Below are 16602 nucleotides of genomic sequence, written 5' to 3' on the forward strand. Positions count from 1 at the left end.
CACGAAGCATGAATCTTCTCGGCCAGAAAAAATGGATTGTCCCGTTCGGGATCTGCGCGCTCGCTTTCGGGGGACTCCAGCTCTTTCGCCCCACGTTGGAGAACCCGCCCGTCACCGGCGATCTGGCGGCGCCGGAGCCCGTGAAGGCGATCTTGCAAAAGGCCTGCTACGACTGCCACTCGAACGAGACCCAACTAAAGTGGTTCGACCATATATCGCCCGGCATCTGGCTGGTGGCCTCCGACGTGCAGCACGCGCGCGCGGCCATGAATTTCTCGAACTGGGACAAGCTTTCCAAGGACCAGCAGAAGGCGAAACTGTTCGAGTCATTGAACCAGGCCACCTTCGGCACGATGCCGCCGGCGCAGTACACGGCATTGCATCCGTCGGCCAAGCTGACGCAGCAGGATATCGCCGTGCTGAAGGAGTACCTGGCCACGCAAATTCCGAAGACGGAACCCACGCCGCAGAGGGCCGTCGCCGCGGACAATCAATTCGCCGCATGGACGCACGCCGCCGCCGTTCATGACGTGCAGCCTTCTCCCAATGGCATCGATTACATTCCGGATTACAAGAACTGGGAAATCATCAGCACCTCCGACCGGCCTGACACCGGTACCATGAAGATCATCACGGGCAACGATGTCGCCATCAAGGCGGTGCGCGACCACCAGACCAACCCGTGGCCGGATGGATCCGTCCTCGCCAAAGTGCAGTACGAGGCCTCGGCCGACGCGAACGGCGCCGTCCACAATGGCGTGTTCAAGCAAGTCGGGTTCATGATCAAGGACAGCAAGAAGTACTCGAAGACCCAAGGCTGGGGCTACGCCAAGTGGAACGGTACGAAGCTGGAGCAGCCGTACAAAGATGGCTCCTATCAAATGGAGTGCACCAGCTGCCACGCGCCCATGCACGACAATGACTTCGTCTTCACCAACGGCATCGATTTTTCAGCAGGCCCGCTGGGCGCGCCGTCGCGATCGGATTCGGTCAACAGGGTTGCGTCGCTTCCGAAAACGCCGCTCTTCGATACCCACGGCTGGAAGATCATTACGTCCTTCACCGATCGAAGCCAGGGCACCACGTACATGCTCTTTGGCAACGATTCGGCCGCCCAAGCGGCCCGTTCGGGGCAAACCACGTATCCGCAAGGCGCCGTTCTCTCGCTCGTAACGTGGAAAAGCCAAGAAGACGAGAACTGGTTCGGCGCCACCGTCCCAGGCGCGCTCCAATCCGTCGAACAAGTGACGTTTTCCGCCGCACAACCGAAATACGACCGCTACGAAGGTCCGGCCTTGAACCAAGCCGCCACGGATCCGGCCAAGGCGGAACAACGCGTCGCTTACATCGTCCAGCAGCGAGCATCGATCATGCCTTGATTCTTTAGCGCGTTGCGAGTTGGCGCGTTACGCAAGGTTCGTGACGCCGCCGAAATGGATGTTTCTCTGGCGACTGTCTTTCGGACATCGCCTCGATATGGAACGACGGTGGCACGAATTGCGTGAGCATCTCGGGATTATCTCGCCCGAGGCTCACGCTTTTTTTTTGCTTGGCGCCAACTTTTTTCCCGCAGGGCATCACGGCGGAACATTGTTCCGCGCCACGGAACGCCTAGGAGGTGTTGGAACTCACCTAGAGGACAAATGACCAATCGACATCTTTCTCAATTTGGGCGAACTTCACTCTTTGCATTGCTTCTCACTGGAGGCACGGCGTTGGCAGCCGGCTGCTCGGGGACGGACAGCGCGGGGCCATCGGGCGAAACGGAGAATGTGGGTAGCACGGCAAAGACCTTCGAGCAGTTCGAAGCCTCCGTGTACCGTGAAGCTGACACGGGCATTTACATCGTGGATGGAGATATCCCGATCACGTCACGCGACGCACTCAAGGAGTACTTCGAAAAGTACGTACGCGACGGCGCGCTGATCGTGAATCGCGTCAACAATGCCGACGACCGGTGGAACGATACCCAGAAGCTGGACTTGACCTATTGCGTTAGCACGGGCTTTGGAACGAACTACAACGCCGTCGTGGCCGCGATGGAGGACGCCGCCTCCGCTTGGTCGAGCAATACCCGGGTCGCCTTCCGGCACGTCGCCGGCCAAGACGGCTCGTGCACGGCGACCAACGACAATGTCCTTTTCGACGTGCGACCCGTGAGTGGGCAGTCCTACCTCGCGCGCGCCTTTTTTCCCAGCTACGCCCGCGCGAACCGCAATGTCTTGATCGACGGAACGGCGTTCTCGAGCGGGACCTACACGCTGACGGGTATTCTTCGGCACGAGCTGGGACATACCCTCGGGTTCCGGCACGAGCACACGAGACCCGAGTCGAAAACGTGCTTCGAAGACAACAACTGGCGACCACTCACCGCTTATGACGCGGCGTCCGTCATGCACTACCCCCAGTGCAACGGCACCAACCGAGGCGACCTCCTGCTAACCCCGAAGGACATCGAAGGCGCCGTTGCACTCTACGGGCTTCCCGCTGGACCGCGCGCCAAGAGCCTTTGCCGCACGGCGCCGACGGCAACCTCGCTCCGAGTGCGCAGCGATCTCGCAGCACCCTGGAACAATGCTGGCACGACCTCCGTCGCGGTCTACCCGTCGACGGGAAGCTCGTTCAATGGCTGGTACCAGGGACTCACGGCAGGCGGATGGTCCGACACGGACAAATTCGCTGCGGGTGACTTCAACAAAGATGGCCTCGCCGATACCGCCACGGCGTGGAACGACAACGGAAAGGTCACCATTGCGGTGCGCCTTTCCACCGGCAGGGCGTTTACCATGGCAACGTGGGCGCAAACGCAGCTGCCGTTCTTCGAGTCGAGTCAGCTATTGCCAGGTGACTTCAACAAGGACGGCTTCGCGGACCTCGCGATTGCGTGGAACGATCAAGGGAAAACGACCGTCGGGGTCCTCTTGTCGAATGGTTCCAGCTTTGGTGCCTACCAAGCATGGTCGACGCGACAGGGCGGGTGGAGTGACACCGATCGGTGGACCGTCGGCGATTTCAACAACGATGGCTCGACGGACCTTGCCACCGTTTGGAATTTCAACGGCGAGAACGCCATTGCCATTCGGCGCTCGACGGGCTCCTCGTTCGTGCTCCAGGACTCCGCGATCCATATGGGCGGCTGGCTGGAATCGACGAAATGGCTCGCGGGTGACTTCAACGGCGACAGCAAGACGGACCTGGCCGCAGCATGGAACGACTCCAAAAAGGCAAAGGTCGCGGTCTATCTCTCCACGGGGTCGACGTTCAATGGCTGGAACCAATGGGACACCTCGGGCGGCGGCTGGTCCGACGACGACAACTGGGTCGCCGGTGACTTCGATGGCGATGGTTACTCGGACCTCGCGACGGCATGGAAATTCAACAACGACAACGTTCTCACCGTGCGCAGGTCGACGGGAACGGCTTTCAAGGCGGGCGAGGCATGGCTGAATCCCGCCGGTGGCTGGATCCCTTCGACACAATGGTGCGCGGGCAAGTTCGCGCGCTAAGCCGATAGAACCCCATGCGGGCGGGGATGTCCGCCTCCCCGCCCGCGCGGATTAGGTACATGTGCCGTACCGCGACTGTACCAATTGGTACAGTCTAGCCCGTCGTGGCCAGGTACTCCTCGATGGCGGCCTTCAAGAACCGCGCATGCGGCTCATCCTCGAGATCCGAGAGCACGCGTTCGTGCGCGCCCGTCGTCAGCACGGCGGTGACATGGTAGATGGGCCGCCAAATTTCCGTGTCGTTCACCGAGCCTTCGAGGCGCTTCGTTTCCTCGACATAAAGACCCGTGACGTTCTGCGTTGCAAGATCGCGGGTGACCTTCGCCCGAGGGGAGAATAATGTCTGCCGCACCGAAAGGCTCTGCGGCGTAACCACGACGGTGAGCCGGCAGAGAAACGCCGTCACGGCCAGGTACGTGACCACGATTCCAGCGATGACGTGAAGCGTGATCCAGGCGCTCCACCCGCCCGTGCTCAGCAGAACCAGCAAACAACCGTCCCAGCCGAGCGCAAAGAGCGCGAGAAACCACCCGCGCCGATCCGGCCTCCACCGGGTCATCGTCAGCGGCGAGAGAAATGTCCGACTCGGATCGCGGTAGCCGCCGGCCCCGAGCACCCCGAGGGTATCGCCGCCCTGCACATGGATGCCCGCCGGCTTCTTCGCCGATTGCCAGATCTTCGGGCCCACATCCATCATGCCGACGCAGTGTACCATCGGCGTGCCCCGAGGCGATGGTACGAACATTGTTATGTCCCCTTGGATCCGGCTGCGGGCGGTACAGGGAGGTCATCATGAAATGGGTATCCATCGTCTTTGGGTGCGCCTCGATCCTCGGCGCCAACGTACTTGCATGCGCATTGGACGAGCCGACGAGCTCGAACGCATGGTCTCTTTCCACCGGCGGGCGCACGCTTTACGTGACCAACAGCGGCAACCTGGGAGGCGACGCGCGCATCGCGCGTTTTACCTTGGGACCCTCGGGCCGATTGGCCTTCGAGACGAGCATTCCTTTTTGCGAGGGGGGCCGCGGCCTGGTTTTCACGCCGGATGCTCGCTTTGGGTATGCCGCATGCGCCGGCACGGAGACCATCGACATGTACCGCGTCGAGCCCGACGGAGCGCTGGTCCGCATGGGGGATGTTCCGGCCCCCGGGATCTTTGGCATTGCCATCGCGCCCGATGGACGCGCGGTGTACGCGGCGGACTTCGACAAAGGCAATGTCCACGCATTTCGCGTGGCGAAGAACGGCATGCTCGCGGCATTGAACTCGGTGAACACGCACGTCCGGCCGCCCGCGAAGGGCGTGGTCGTCACCCCCAATGGCCATTTCGTCTACGTCAGCCATGGCTTTGCGGACGAACCGCCGAACGAATTGGTCGGCTTTGCGCTCGCCGCGGATGGCTCCATCCTGCGCAGGGTGGCGAAGGTTCCCAATGGCCAGGGCGGTGCGCAAACCGTGATTACGCCCGACGGCCGCTTTCTTTATGTCGTTTCGCAAGGCTCGGGGGGTCAGACCTTCGGCTACCGCATCGGCAGCGACGGGAGCCTCACACCGGTCGCCGGCAGCCCCGTGTCCTCGGGCGACTTCTCGGAAGGCGCGGCCATCGCGCCGGACGGACGCCGATTGTACGTCGCCGCCGTCGGACGCTCCCCCGACGCGGTGGGCGAGATCACCGCATGGAACATTGGCGACGACGGCGCACTCCTGCCGATCCAGCGCCTCACGGTGCAGGGCGATCCCGTCGGCATCGGCTTCGCGCCCGACGGGAGGCACCTTTACGTCAGCGACTTTCTGCACGATGAAGTCACCGCCTTCCGCGTATCGGCCGAGGGCAGCTTGACCGCCATCCAGACCGTGCCCTCCGGCGGGGCCGATCCGGCATTCCAGTCCATTGCCATCTTGCCCGCACGGATGGGCATTACCGAATAGCTCGTGCGATTACGCGGTACGTGCGCGTACACGTGAACTGGCCGATCCGTCTCGCGAATGCGCACCGTTGGTGTGTTCTCGACGTCTCGCATTCAATAGGCATCGAAAAGTTCCGAAGGCAACGGTTGTGCGAGCGGACTCGTGTTGGGAAACGTGCCCCGAATGCGCGAAGCGGGGTTAGAGTTCGACCAACCCCGGCCATGCATCTTCCTCCCCGGATCATCGAATTATCGATCTTTCGCGCGAGCGGACAGGCGGCGTGTACACGTCAGCAACCGAAGTTCTATCTGGGCAAAGGGGAGAGGCTCGGAGCGAACGACGTCGCCATTCCAGAGCTCTCCGTCGATGGATACCACGCGGAGATCGCGTGGGATGGCACCGACTACGTCATTCGCGGGCTCGATAGCACGGACCTGTTGCGGGTGGGCGGCATCCCGCTCACGCCAGGCATCACGCGGACGCTGCTTCCCGAGTGCATCATTCAGATGGGTGCCACGCGCATCGTCGCGCGCCAGCCAAGTCTGTCGCCCATCAAGAGCTACCTCTCGCGCGACGAGCTCGATATTGCGCGAGCGGAGATCGAGCGCGAGCGGAAGGATCGCACGCGCTGGGGCTACGCGCGGGTCATCCCCGTCGAAGCACCGCCGGACGTCGTGCGGCGAAATCAGACGTTTTTCAGCACGATCGAGCTCAAGCCCCGCACGCCGCCCAAACCGTATCGCGTGGGCAGGAGCCGCATCTGCGAGGTTCATGTCGTCGGCGACGGCGTGGCGGACGAGCATGTCGCGCTCTCCGTCGAGCCCGACGTCGTTCGCGTGACCAACACGCACACCGCGCTGGTTCATCTGGGCAATCGCACCTTGGAGCCCGGCGCGCAGGCGGTATGGCATGGCAGCGACATGCTGAAGATCGGCCCCGTCGTCTTCGGGCTGTACGATCCCATCGAGCATGCTCTGCGCCTGGTGGGTCCCCCACCCTCCGAGCGCGGTGAGGATGGCCGCCTTTTGCCCGCCGCGCAGGCCGAGGCGCCGTGCCGCAAACCCCTGGCGTCGCTGGCGTCTCTTTTGTCGGGCACCGTGACCATCGAGCTTCCGGAAAGCGAAGCGCTGGTGCTGTTCGATTGGCTTTTGCGATTCAACAACAACGCCGCCCACGACAATGCGAAAGACCTCGCGGGACGTCGTTTGCTGCAAGAGCTGGAGGGCACGCTCGAGCCCATCCTGCTTCCCAAGCTCATCGATCCGACCTATGAGCGCCTGCTCGAAGAAGCCCGTGCCAAGTTGCGTGATCCCGATACGAAATTCGAACTTGCCGCACACCTCGGCGAGTCGAATGACGATTCGTCGAGCGGCTGAGACCGAGATCGTCCATTCCGGGAATAAAGTTGCATCGCGCCTGCTTTACGGGCCATTGTGCACGAGCCGCTCTCACGCCGCACCGTCGCATCGCTCGCCGCGGCGTGCGGTGTCCACGCCGTGCTGCTCGCGGTGACGTGGAAGCATGCGCCGGTGCGCCCGCCGCAGGACCTGCCCGCCGCGGCCGATGCCGTCGAAGAGTGGGAGATCGAGACGCCGCCTGACATCGGGAAGCCCGAACCGAGCAGCAACGCGCCGGCGTCGCCCCTTGCAGCACGCGAAGTTGCTCGGCGCTGGACGGCTCCGTCGGAGGTGCCCGCAACGCCGCCGCCGTCGGACTCGGGTTCGAGTGAGACCGCGACGCCGCCGTCGGAGTCGGGCGAGGCCTGGAGCCTTCCGTCCGTTGGCCGCAAGCCCATCGACCTTGGGCTGGGTACGGCGCGCGGACCGGCGATCCTAGCGCCCGGCGGCGCGGCAACGGCCGAACCGCCCGCCGACGAGCGACCATCGCGCACCGGAGGCCTCGTCGAAGCACTGGATGCCGAAGATGCGGCGCGCGGATTCGGTCGCGGCGGGCCGGTGAAGCTCGCCGTGGAAGCGGCTGCGCGCACCACCGATGCCCCCACCGTCGGCAAAGCCACGTTCGATGTCGCGGTGAACGGCGACGGGAGCCTGCACGTCACGTTGCTTTCCGCGAATACCGATTACGAAGGATGGAATCGCATCACCCAGGCCATTCGCTCGCACCTCGGCCGCAAACGCGTGCGGATTCCGCCCGGCGCCAAAGGTCTTCACGTGGTCGTCGAGGTCGAGGCCAAAGAGCAATTCCCCGATGGCACCTCCCCGAGCTCCCTCGGCGGCAAAGTCGGTATCGGCCCCGCGGGCCCGGCGGCGAGTTATCGCGGAAAAGTCTGCAGGGCCACGATCTCGCTCGCAGGGATTACAGGCGGATGCAGCCCCGAAAATGCCGGCGTGGCCCCGACCCGCATGGTCTCGTCGCGCATCGTCAAAGAGACACGCTTGTAAAGGCTACAAGCAGTCGCACAACGGATCGCCCTTGGCGCAGATGCAGGCGGATGCGTCGATGGGGAGCTTCGGCGGCTCCCCGAAGGGCGGCGGGACCTTGTCCAGAAGCGGCGAATGGCCCGAGTGCGAAAGGGCAGGATGCGGTACGACCACGATTCCGCGGAAGGACGAGGGATCGTCCCTGCCCTCGAGGCACGCGCGACGCAGCGTCCCCAGGAAGAGCGCGGTGGACGTGACGCAGCCGATGGCCACGGCCAGCAAAATCGCGAGCCGGGCGACGCGAAGCGGATCGGCCGCGGCACGTCTTTGCTTCAGTTGGGATGCGAGCTCGCGGTTGCGGAGCTCGAGTTCTTCCTTTTCACGCTCGAGTTGCGCAATGCGCTCATGCGCGGCTTCTTGCTCGTTCCGAAAAGGGTCCATTGTCTCAGTTTTCACTACGGAGCGACGTCGTGCAAAGTGATACGTCGTGCGCCAACTCGTTGCGCCGTAATGCCGAAAAGCGCACTAGCTCGAGCGGTTCATCTCAAGCGCCCTAGTGTTGCCGGTCGGTCCGGGTGGCGTACATCATGGTTGCTTCCTTTGCCTTGTAATAGGCAATATGCGGGCGGCCATTGGGGCTGATGGCAATGGCCACCATGGGGTCGCTCGAAATATCCGACATGACATCGTCGTCGATGATGTCGCTCAACCAGCTAACCTGCCCGCCTCGGCGTGATTGCCGAAGGTATTCGATTTCGCCACCGAAAGGGCCCGGGCGCGCTTGCACGATGTGCACGAGCCCCCAACGGTCCATGGCCATCGCCGCGCGGTAGCGCGGGGCATTCGCGTTCTCCGATGGGATGTTCTGATCGAGTATCTGGATGGTTGGCATGGAGTCCACGCCCGTCCACGTGGCGAGCAGCAAATCGGCAATCGTGGCCGTGAGCGGGCGGTGATAAAAGACGGCATGGTGCACCGAGCCGGCGAGCCCCAATGCGATGGAGAAACCCGTCGTGCTGGACCCCGCGGTGTTGAACAGCACTTTGCTATCGTTCCATGCCGTTCCCGTGAATTGCGTATAACGCGGCTCGGAATAGCTTCCCACGCGGGGCAAGTGAAATGCCGCGTGCGTGCTGCCCGTCTCGTCGGACACCGCACTCACTTGCCACGCCCCAGGGACGCTGGTGCCGCCATCACCATCGCGGTACGCGGCGACGACACTGGCCGCCCCCCACGTTCCGCCGCGGGGTTTGGCCTTGGAGAAAATGCTCTTCTGCGCGGGCGATGCGTACAATGCCCGAATCTCGCCGCTCGGTGCCACGGTGAGTGCCATGCTCGCCGGCTCGGCGATACCGCTGGCGACGGGCTCCTTTAGCGAAGGGGGCCCGGACGGCGCCAGCGTGCGGAAGATGATCTCGTTGTTCGGTATCGTTTGGTACGCCAGGGCGAAATCCGCATCCGGCCCGGCGACGATGTCGAGCGATACACCGACATTGTCGAATTGCGATTCCGAGATGACGAGGGGCGTGGTCGATACGGTATCGCCAGTGAATCGAATGACGTGAATTTGCCCCTCGTCGGCGCTCTGCATGGCATTGTATGCAATGCCGATGCGATTGATCGCGCTGACGGCGAGGCGCAGGGTCGAGCTATCGATGACCGTGTTCTTCTCCAGGACGAAGGTGCGGCGCGGCGCGCAGTCCGGATCGCGCGGCTCTTTGGTCCAGCGAGGGCACTCGAAGTCCGGAGGGCTATCCTCCGTCGTCGATCCATCATGGGCGTCCGCTCCGGCATCGGCATCGCCATCCATGGAGGCGTCGCCGCCGGGGGATACGTCGGCGGACTGGATGTCCTTGCCCGCATCGACGCCGCCAGGGCCGCCGTCGGTTCGAAAATCGTTGCAGGCGTCGAGCGCGCACGTGGATGGAACGACCACGACGGCAAAGGCGCCGAGAAGGAAACGTCGATGCTTCATGCAGGGCGGGAAATCTTACCCACTCGCCGTCGCCGTGGGGCATCCTTCGTGGGTACGATGGCTCCGGCGCGCATTTTTCTTCTCTCGCCCGCTCGGCTCGACGGAAAACGCGGCGCGCTCCTTTTCAACCCGGGCGCGGCATTTCCCGTGGCAGCGGGATTGCGCACGCCGGAAGGGATCCCCATCGGCCACGTGTATCGCTTCGTGTCAGGCCTCTATTTTCGAGGCAAGCTCGCATACGCAGAGCGCTTTGCGCGTCCGCCGGGTGAGAACCCCGTCCTGGGTGGGGGAGTGCTGGTCATCACGCCGAGCCGTGGATTGATTCCTGCGGCGATGCGCGTATGCCTCGAGCACCTCGACGAGTTCTCGCAAATCGATATTCACCATAAGCACGAATCATTTCGCAAGCCGCTGGTGCGCGATGCCAAACTGATACTCGGCGCCCTCGAACCGGAGGACGAAATCGTGCTTCTGGGCAGCGTCGCCAGCGTCAAATACGTCGACCCGCTGCTCGAGGTCCTGGGCAATCGCCTTCTCTTTCCCAAGGACTTCGTGGGCCGCGGCGACATGAGCCGCGGTGGACTGATGCTCCGCTGCGTCCAATCCGGCACCGAGCTCCCGTACATCCCCGTCCTGGGCGCCACCCGCCACGGCACCCGCCCCCCAAAACTGACTCCGCGGCGCTAAGGCCCACAACATTTCTCAAGCGTGGCCGAATGCGAAATCAACCCAGGAGAGGTGGCGCGGCCGTGATTGCCCGAAATTCGGCCGTTTAAGATCAACCCAGGAGAGGTAGCGCGCGCAAATTTGGCCATTGTCGACCAAGCGGGCGCGGCGGCAGTTTTCGTGCGCCAGGTGCGCACATGGGGCGTCACTTCGGTGGAGACCTGGTGCACGCATGCCGCGGACACGCTTTTTTCGACGAATCCAACGAGCCCTTCGAGTCGCTGACCCTCCCGGGTTGACGGCGGCGCGCCCGCCGCAGTTCGGCCGGCGCCAATTGATGCGCGGGCTCGGCCTCTCCACGGGCGCGTTGGCGCTTTCTGCCATGTTCTCCGCGTGCCGCGGACGCGTGCGCTCTGCGCACGGGCCGCACGTCGTGGTCGTCGGAGCGGGCCTGGCCGGCCTCACCGCCGCGTACCGCCTCGCCGAGCGCGGCCGATCCGTGGACGTCTACGACGCCAACCACCGCACCGGCGGGCGCGTCTACACCTTACGCCAACACTTTGCCACCAAAGTCGAATTGGGCGGCGAGTTCATCGACGCGAATCATTTCGCCATTCGCAAACTCGTCACCGAACTCGGATTGAACCTCGTCGACCGAAACGCCACCGCCACCCAACTCGACGACGAACGCTATCTCTTCGGCGGCCAACGATGGACCGAAGCCAGCGTTCAAGAGATGTTCAGCCCCATCGTCCAACGAATCGAAACGGACCGCATCGCCCACGGTGCGGGCTCCGCGTCGTATGCTTCCGTCAATCCCATACATCGCGAGCTCGATCACCTGAGCATCTCCGAGTGGTGCCACCGCCACGGCTTCGATGGCCCGGCGCGCAAGCTACTCGAGCTTTCGTGCCTCTCCGAATTCGGCCGCGAGCCCTCGGAGCAGAGTTATCTCAATTTGCTTTACGAAATGTCCGACCATCAAAACGAAGACGAGGAGCGATTCGTCCTCAAGGAAGGCAGCGACGCCATCACCACGCGCCTCGAAGAGCGCCTTCCGCGCAAGGTCCACCTCGAGCATCGATTGCAAAGCGTGCGACTGCGCGCCGACGGCCGCCTCGATGCCATTTTCGACGTGAACGGGCGGACCACCCACGTGGCCGCCGACGAGTTGGTGCTTGCCATTCCCTTCACGCAACTTCGCAAGTGCGAGCTCTCCGGCCTGCCCATCACCCTCCCGCAGCGTCGGGCCATCGAGACGGCGCACTATGGCACCAACAGCAAAGTCGTCGTGGGCATGGCCTCGCGTCCCTGGGTGGCCGATGGCGCCAGCGGCAGCTCGCTCTCCGACGACGTCTACCATCTCAGCTACGACGCCTCGCAGGGCTTCCCCACCGCGGGCGCTGCCATGGTCTCGTTCACGGGCGGCAACCTCGGACTGGCCGTCGGCGAACGCGATGTTCGCGCCCGGGCCGAACACTTCGTGGCGCAACTCGACCGCGCCTTTCCCGGCGCACGCGCGGCCTACGACGGCAACGCGGTACGCATGGTGTGGGGCACGGCACGCCACTTCGAGGGAAGCTACATGTGCTACGCCCCCGGCGATTGGACCGCCTTCGCCGGTGCGGAACGGCTCCAGGCCGGCAATGTGCACTTCGCCGGAGAGCACACCGGAAGCGCGCAAGGCTTCATGGAGGGGGCCGTCGACTCCGGAGAGCGCGCCGCCGCCGAGATTCTCCGCGCAACCGCTTGACCGCTCAGGTATGCTCGCCGCGCGCGCATGAAATGCTCCGCGGCCTTCCTTATGTTGGCAATCGTAGGCGCGACCACGGCCCTCGCCCCGACGGCCCACGGCTTTTGCCGCACCATGACCGGGCGAGAACCGGGCGATCCTTCCTCGACGAACCGATGCGACGGTTGGAACGAGCAGTCCAAGAGAGCCTGCTGTCCCTACGGCAAACCGCTCTTCTGGAAGAACGCGTGCGTGGGCTACAGCCTGCAACGCGCCTCCAGCCGGCAGCTCTCGTTGAACGACGCCGAAGCGGTATTTGCCAAGGCCTTTCAAACCTGGACGAAGGTCACCTGCGGCAGCGGAACCTCGAACCGGGTGAGCCTCGACATGCGCTACCTCGGCCCCGTCGAGTGCGGTGAGGTCCGCTACAACAGCGAGGGGCCCAACCAGAACGTCATCGTATTCCGCGACTCGGAGTGGCCGCATCGCGATCCCACCAACACGCTGGCCCTGACCACCGTGCGCTACGATGCCGACAACGGCGAGATCTTCGGCGCCGACATGGAAATCAACGCCGCGCAGCCGAGTCCTCTCTCCGCCAGCGACAGCCTTCCCCCCGGCGCGCTGGATCTCCTCAGCATTGCCACGCACGAGGCCGGGCACTTTCTCGGCTTCGCGCACTCCGTCGACACGGAAGCCACGATGTACGCGTCATACCGCGCCATCTCCATGCGCGATCTGTCGCCCGACGACACGAACGGCATCTGCGGCGTGTACCCGCCCGATCAAACGCGGGCCACGGGCGACGGTCCGGTTCCAGCCGAGGCCTGTGATCCTACGCCTCGGCATGGCTTCGTGAGCACCTGCGAGGACACCTCCTCGGTCGAGGGCGGCGGCGGATGTGCCGTCGCTCCCCCAGGCACGTCGACCAACCCCTCCGAGGAACCGTGGCGGTGGCCATCGTCCATCCCCGTACTGCTCGCGGGAACGGGCCTCGTTCTGCTGCGCCGGCTCCGCGGTCAATTGCGCCCACGATGACGAGACGGTAGCATTCGCGCTGCATTGGACGACCTGTCTCGCGGTGTCACGGGGGAATTCCGTGGCATCGAGCCTCACCTGCCCTTCGCCGAAGGTCGCTTCCTCGTCGAGAAGGAAGCCGGTCGAGGTGGCATGGGGATCGTCTACCGCGCCTTCGATCGCATGACCGAGCGTGCGGTCGCACTCAAGGTGTTGCGCAAAACCGATGCGACGGCCATCCGACGCTTTGCCACCGAGGCCGACGCGCTGGGCAAGCTGGAGCACCCGGACATCGTGCGTTACCTGGCCCAAGGCATCGCAGAGGATGGCTCGCCCTACCTGGCCATCGAATGGATCGAGGGTGAGAACTTGAGCGCGCGGCTCGGGCGCGCCATCGACCAGCGCGAACAGCTGCCGCTGGAGGACGTGCTCGAGCTGGGGCAGCGCCTGGCCAGTGCGCTCGCCGCGGCGCATGCCATCGGCATCGTTCATCGCGACGTCAAGCCGAGCAACATCTTGCTCGTGGGCGGTAACCTGCGGCGGCCCAAGCTCGCCGATTTCGGCATCGTGCGGGCGGCCAACACGGAACACGAGACCACCGCCGGGACGATGCTCGGAACCGTGGGCTACATGGCCCCCGAGCAAGCGCGCGGCGAAGAGCACCTCGACGGGCGCGCGGATCTCTTTTCCTTGGGCTGCGTGCTCTTTCGCTGCCTCACCTACCGCGACCCCTTCGCTGGCCCGGATCCCGTCACGGTGCTTTCGCTGTTGCTCACGCAACATCCGCCAAGGCCGAGCGAGCTTCGCCCGGACGTGCCGCCCGATCTCGATGCGCTGGTGATGCAGCTCCTCTCCAAGGAGCGCGAAAGGCGGCCGGCATCCGCGTCCGACGTGGAACGCGTCCTCCTGCGCATCGCCCAGGGCGTCTTGGGCCAAACGCTCACCTCGCACCGCCTCGTGTACGTAGCGCCCCACTCGGTCAAGTCGGTGGACAAGACCATCGATCCGCCGCCGACGACCCGCGCGTGGCGACCGCGATGGATGCACGCAGCCATCGCGGTGGCCATCGCAGGCGCGGCCATCGGTGTCGCGTTTCGCCCCTGGCAGCGTGCACCCGATCCGACGCCGCAGGCAGCCCCGCCGCCCGGCCCCACCGTGCTGACCGCGTTTCCTGCGGCGCCTTCGTGCAACCCTCGCGCGGTGGCAGCTTACCAACACGGCCTTCAGGAGCTGCACGAGGGCCGGTGGGACGGTGCCGCCCGTGCGTTCGATCTCGCGGCGCAAGCGGATCCTTCGTGCCCGCAGGCCGTCCTCCGGCGCTTTCTCATCAGCCGCGAGCAGGTCGTACCCATCTCGCTCCGGCGCGAGCGCCTGCGGGAGATCGCGCGGCTGCGCGATGCGTTGAGCGAGCGCGATCGCTTGGTGCTCGAGGCGTTCGCCATGGTCGTCACCGAGGACGTCCCCCGGCGAGAAGAGGCGGTGCGACGTCTCGACGAAGCCGTGCGTCGTTTTCCCATGGATGCCGAGCTGCTCTTTCGCGCCGCCGGCGAGCGGATGAACGTCGCCAAAGGTCCGGAGGACTTCGAGGCGGCGCTCGAGCTGGTGCGGCGGGCCGCGGAGTTGGATCCCACGTATTCCGATGCATGGCAAACGCAGGCGCGCCTCCTCGAGCACCTGGGCCGCGACAACGAAGTGCAGGCCGCGCTCGAGCGATGCCTGACGATATCGCCAGGCTCGGTCGACTGCATGAAGGATCGCGTCTTCGCCTTGAGTCGCGAGGGGAAGTGCGACGAGGCCGTGTCCTTTGCGCGTCGTCGCTCGTCCTGGGACCCCGACGACCCCACCGTCTACCGCAGCCTGGCCGAGACCCTCGCGACCACACGGGCGCCCAAGGAGGCCATCGAGGAAGTGCTGCAGCAGCGCTATGGTCGCCTGCCCGACGATGTGCGCGAAGGCGAGCGCCTCTTGGACCGCGCGCAATTGGAGGCTTGGCTCGGGCAATTCGACGCGGCGCTCGCCACGGCCGAGCGGCTCGAGCGGCACCTCGCGAACTCCGCATCGCGCGAGTCGCATTGGGCGAGGGCGATGCTCTCCGCGGAGTCACTGTTCGAAATGGGCGACCCCGCACGCGCTTCGCAGGTCGCCGAGCAGGCGTTGCTGCGCAAGGACGCATGGACACCGGATCAAACCATCGCGGTGTCGGCTGCGCCGACGGAGGCGTGGCTTCTCGGGGCGGCCTTCCGCGGCGGACGCCGCACGGCGGCACAATGGCACGAGGCCGCGCGCACCTGGGAACGCGCAAACGAGGGCTCGGTCAATGCATTCGAGCGGTGGGCGCTCACCTGGGGTGCGAGCAAGTTGGAGTCGCAGGCGGACGCCGTCGAGGCCACGGGCAACGCCCCGTCGATCGGGCCGCGGGAGGGCGCGCGCCATTTCCACGTGGCCTGGCACGTCGGCGTGCTCGACACCTTTGCGGGGCACATCTTTTTGCAGGCGGGAAATCCGGCCCGGGCGTTGCCGCTGCTGGAAAACGGGGCACGCGCCTGCCAGAGCCTCGAGTACCCCTTCGTCAACGTGCGCGCGCACCTCTGGCTCGGCATGGCCAAGGAGAAGCTGGGCGAGACCGCCGCCGCCTGCACCGCGTACCGTTTCGTGGTCGACCGATGGGGCCATGCGACACCGCGCTCCGTGACGGCCATCGAAGCCGAGCGACGGATGCGCGCCCTCGCGTGCAAATCCTGATGGTATGGTGATTCGATGACCGCCAAACAGCGCGACATCGAGGAGAGCTACAGCCATATCGCCGGAGCGTACGCGGAGCATTTCTTCGACGAGCTTCGGCACAAGCCGTTCGATCGTGCGCTGCTCGACGTTTTTGCCGATCAAGTCCGCGGCACGGGGCCGGTGCTCGACGTGGGCTGCGGGCCGGGGCAAAGCGCGCGTGCGCTTCGTGAGCGCGGCATCGACGTCACCGGCGTGGACCTCGCCCCGGAAATGATCGCCGAGGCAAAGCGCCGGTTGCCGAATATCCCCTTTCGCGTCGGCTCGATGCTCGCGCTCGAAGATGCCAATGCCTCGTATGCAGGCCTGGTCGCGCTCTATGCCATCGTGCACTTCCACCGCGAGGAACTCACCCAGGCCTGCCGCGAGTTTTTCCGAGTGCTGCGTCCCTCGGGCCTGGCCCTCGCATCCTTTCACTTGGGCACCGAAGTCGTGCACCGCAACGAGCTATTCGGCAAACCGGTGAATCTGGACTTCGTATGCTTCGAGCGCGCCATCGTCGAGGGTGCCTTCGTCGCTGCAGGATTTCGCATCGAAGCGTACCTCGAGCGCGCCCCTCACACCGAGATCGAGCACCCCACGCAGCGCGCCTATATTCTCGCGCGTAAACCGTATTCGGCAGGCTGAGATCCA

General features: G+C 64.7%; 13 protein-coding genes. 10 read left to right on the top strand and 3 right to left on the bottom strand.

Features of this window, described 5'->3' with window-relative positions; all coding sequences use genetic code 11:
• The first annotated feature begins 8 nt into the window (after window positions 1–8).
• Window positions 9–1379 carry a heme-binding domain-containing protein gene (locus LZC95_28445; GenBank protein WXA90381.1) on the top strand — a complete coding sequence of 457 codons (1371 nt, stop codon included), beginning with the start codon at window positions 9–11 and terminating at the stop codon, window positions 1377–1379.
• A gap of 264 nt (window positions 1380–1643) precedes the next feature.
• Entirely contained in the window at window positions 1644–3506 is a 1863-nt protein-coding gene (locus LZC95_28450; GenBank protein ID WXA90382.1) for a M57 family metalloprotease, read from the top strand.
• 94 nt (window positions 3507–3600) lie between these two features.
• On the opposite strand, the gene LZC95_28455 is transcribed toward LZC95_28450, so the two are convergent.
• Window positions 3601–4203 (bottom strand): hypothetical protein, encoded by a 603-nt coding sequence (locus tag LZC95_28455; protein WXA90383.1) that lies wholly within the window; start codon window positions 4201–4203, stop codon window positions 3601–3603.
• 95 nt (window positions 4204–4298) lie between these two features.
• On the opposite strand from LZC95_28455, the gene LZC95_28460 reads away from it, so the two are divergent.
• The 3 genes from LZC95_28460 (at window position 4299) to LZC95_28470 (ending at window position 7819) form a co-directional block, all read left to right on the top strand.
• Window positions 4299–5438 (top strand): beta-propeller fold lactonase family protein, encoded by a 1140-nt coding sequence (locus LZC95_28460; protein WXA90384.1) that lies wholly within the window; start codon window positions 4299–4301, stop codon window positions 5436–5438.
• 200 nt (window positions 5439–5638) lie between these two features.
• A complete protein-coding gene (locus LZC95_28465; protein ID WXA90385.1) occupies window positions 5639–6793 on the top strand; it encodes an FHA domain-containing protein in 1155 nt (384 codons plus the stop codon).
• Between the two features lie 57 nt (window positions 6794–6850).
• Window positions 6851–7819 (top strand): hypothetical protein, encoded by a 969-nt coding sequence (locus tag LZC95_28470; GenBank protein ID WXA90386.1) that lies wholly within the window; start codon window positions 6851–6853, stop codon window positions 7817–7819.
• A gap of 3 nt (window positions 7820–7822) precedes the next feature.
• On the opposite strand, the gene LZC95_28475 is transcribed toward LZC95_28470, so the two are convergent.
• Complete coding sequence (locus tag LZC95_28475) at window positions 7823–8239, bottom strand: hypothetical protein (GenBank protein ID WXA90387.1); 417 nt, start codon at window positions 8237–8239, stop codon at window positions 7823–7825.
• Between the two features lie 112 nt (window positions 8240–8351).
• Window positions 8352–9773: a hypothetical protein gene (locus tag LZC95_28480; protein WXA90388.1), complete on the bottom strand. Its 1422-nt coding sequence runs from the start codon at window positions 9771–9773 to the stop codon at window positions 8352–8354.
• Between the two features lie 57 nt (window positions 9774–9830).
• On the opposite strand from LZC95_28480, the gene LZC95_28485 reads away from it, so the two are divergent.
• The 5 genes from LZC95_28485 (at window position 9831) to LZC95_28505 (ending at window position 16596) form a co-directional block, all read left to right on the top strand.
• Window positions 9831–10460 carry a hypothetical protein gene (locus tag LZC95_28485; protein WXB00234.1) on the top strand — a complete coding sequence of 210 codons (630 nt, stop codon included), beginning with the start codon at window positions 9831–9833 and terminating at the stop codon, window positions 10458–10460.
• Window positions 10461–10734: 274 nt separating this feature from the next.
• Window positions 10735–12192 carry an NAD(P)/FAD-dependent oxidoreductase gene (locus LZC95_28490; GenBank protein WXA90389.1) on the top strand — a complete coding sequence of 486 codons (1458 nt, stop codon included), beginning with the start codon at window positions 10735–10737 and terminating at the stop codon, window positions 12190–12192.
• A 51-nt stretch (window positions 12193–12243) separates the two neighbouring features.
• Entirely contained in the window at window positions 12244–13209 is a 966-nt protein-coding gene (locus LZC95_28495; GenBank protein WXA90390.1) for a matrixin family metalloprotease, read from the top strand.
• A 24-nt stretch (window positions 13210–13233) separates the two neighbouring features.
• Complete coding sequence (locus LZC95_28500; protein ID WXA90391.1) at window positions 13234–15930, top strand: protein kinase; 2697 nt, start codon at window positions 13234–13236, stop codon at window positions 15928–15930.
• Between the two features lie 15 nt (window positions 15931–15945).
• The gene (locus tag LZC95_28505) at window positions 15946–16596 is read left to right on the top strand and encodes a class I SAM-dependent methyltransferase (protein ID WXA90392.1); all 651 of its coding nucleotides are present in this window, start codon (window positions 15946–15948) and stop codon (window positions 16594–16596) included.
• The last annotated feature ends 6 nt before the right edge of the window (window positions 16597–16602 follow it).

Source organism: Sorangiineae bacterium MSr12523, from assembly GCA_037157775.1.
GTDB classification, from domain to species: Bacteria; Myxococcota_A; Polyangia; order Polyangiales; family Polyangiaceae; genus Pendulispora; species Pendulispora brunnea.

What these genes read in the sequence shown, in the direction of transcription:
- LZC95_28445 (WXA90381.1), top strand. Translation starts at nt 9, where the DNA reads ATGAATCTTCTCGGCCAGAAAAAATGGATTGTCCCGTTCGGGATCTGC.
- LZC95_28450 (WXA90382.1), top strand. Translation starts at nt 1,644, where the DNA reads ATGACCAATCGACATCTTTCTCAATTTGGGCGAACTTCACTCTTTGCA.
- LZC95_28455 (WXA90383.1), bottom strand. Translation starts at nt 4,203, where the DNA reads ATGATGGATGTGGGCCCGAAGATCTGGCAATCGGCGAAGAAGCCGGCG.
- LZC95_28460 (WXA90384.1), top strand. Translation starts at nt 4,299, where the DNA reads ATGAAATGGGTATCCATCGTCTTTGGGTGCGCCTCGATCCTCGGCGCC.
- LZC95_28465 (WXA90385.1), top strand. Translation starts at nt 5,639, where the DNA reads ATGCATCTTCCTCCCCGGATCATCGAATTATCGATCTTTCGCGCGAGC.
- LZC95_28475 (WXA90387.1), bottom strand. Translation starts at nt 8,239, where the DNA reads ATGGACCCTTTTCGGAACGAGCAAGAAGCCGCGCATGAGCGCATTGCG.
- LZC95_28480 (WXA90388.1), bottom strand. Translation starts at nt 9,773, where the DNA reads ATGAAGCATCGACGTTTCCTTCTCGGCGCCTTTGCCGTCGTGGTCGTT.
- LZC95_28485 (WXB00234.1), top strand. Translation starts at nt 9,831, where the DNA reads ATGGCTCCGGCGCGCATTTTTCTTCTCTCGCCCGCTCGGCTCGACGGA.
- LZC95_28495 (WXA90390.1), top strand. Translation starts at nt 12,244, where the DNA reads ATGTTGGCAATCGTAGGCGCGACCACGGCCCTCGCCCCGACGGCCCAC.
- LZC95_28505 (WXA90392.1), top strand. Translation starts at nt 15,946, where the DNA reads ATGACCGCCAAACAGCGCGACATCGAGGAGAGCTACAGCCATATCGCC.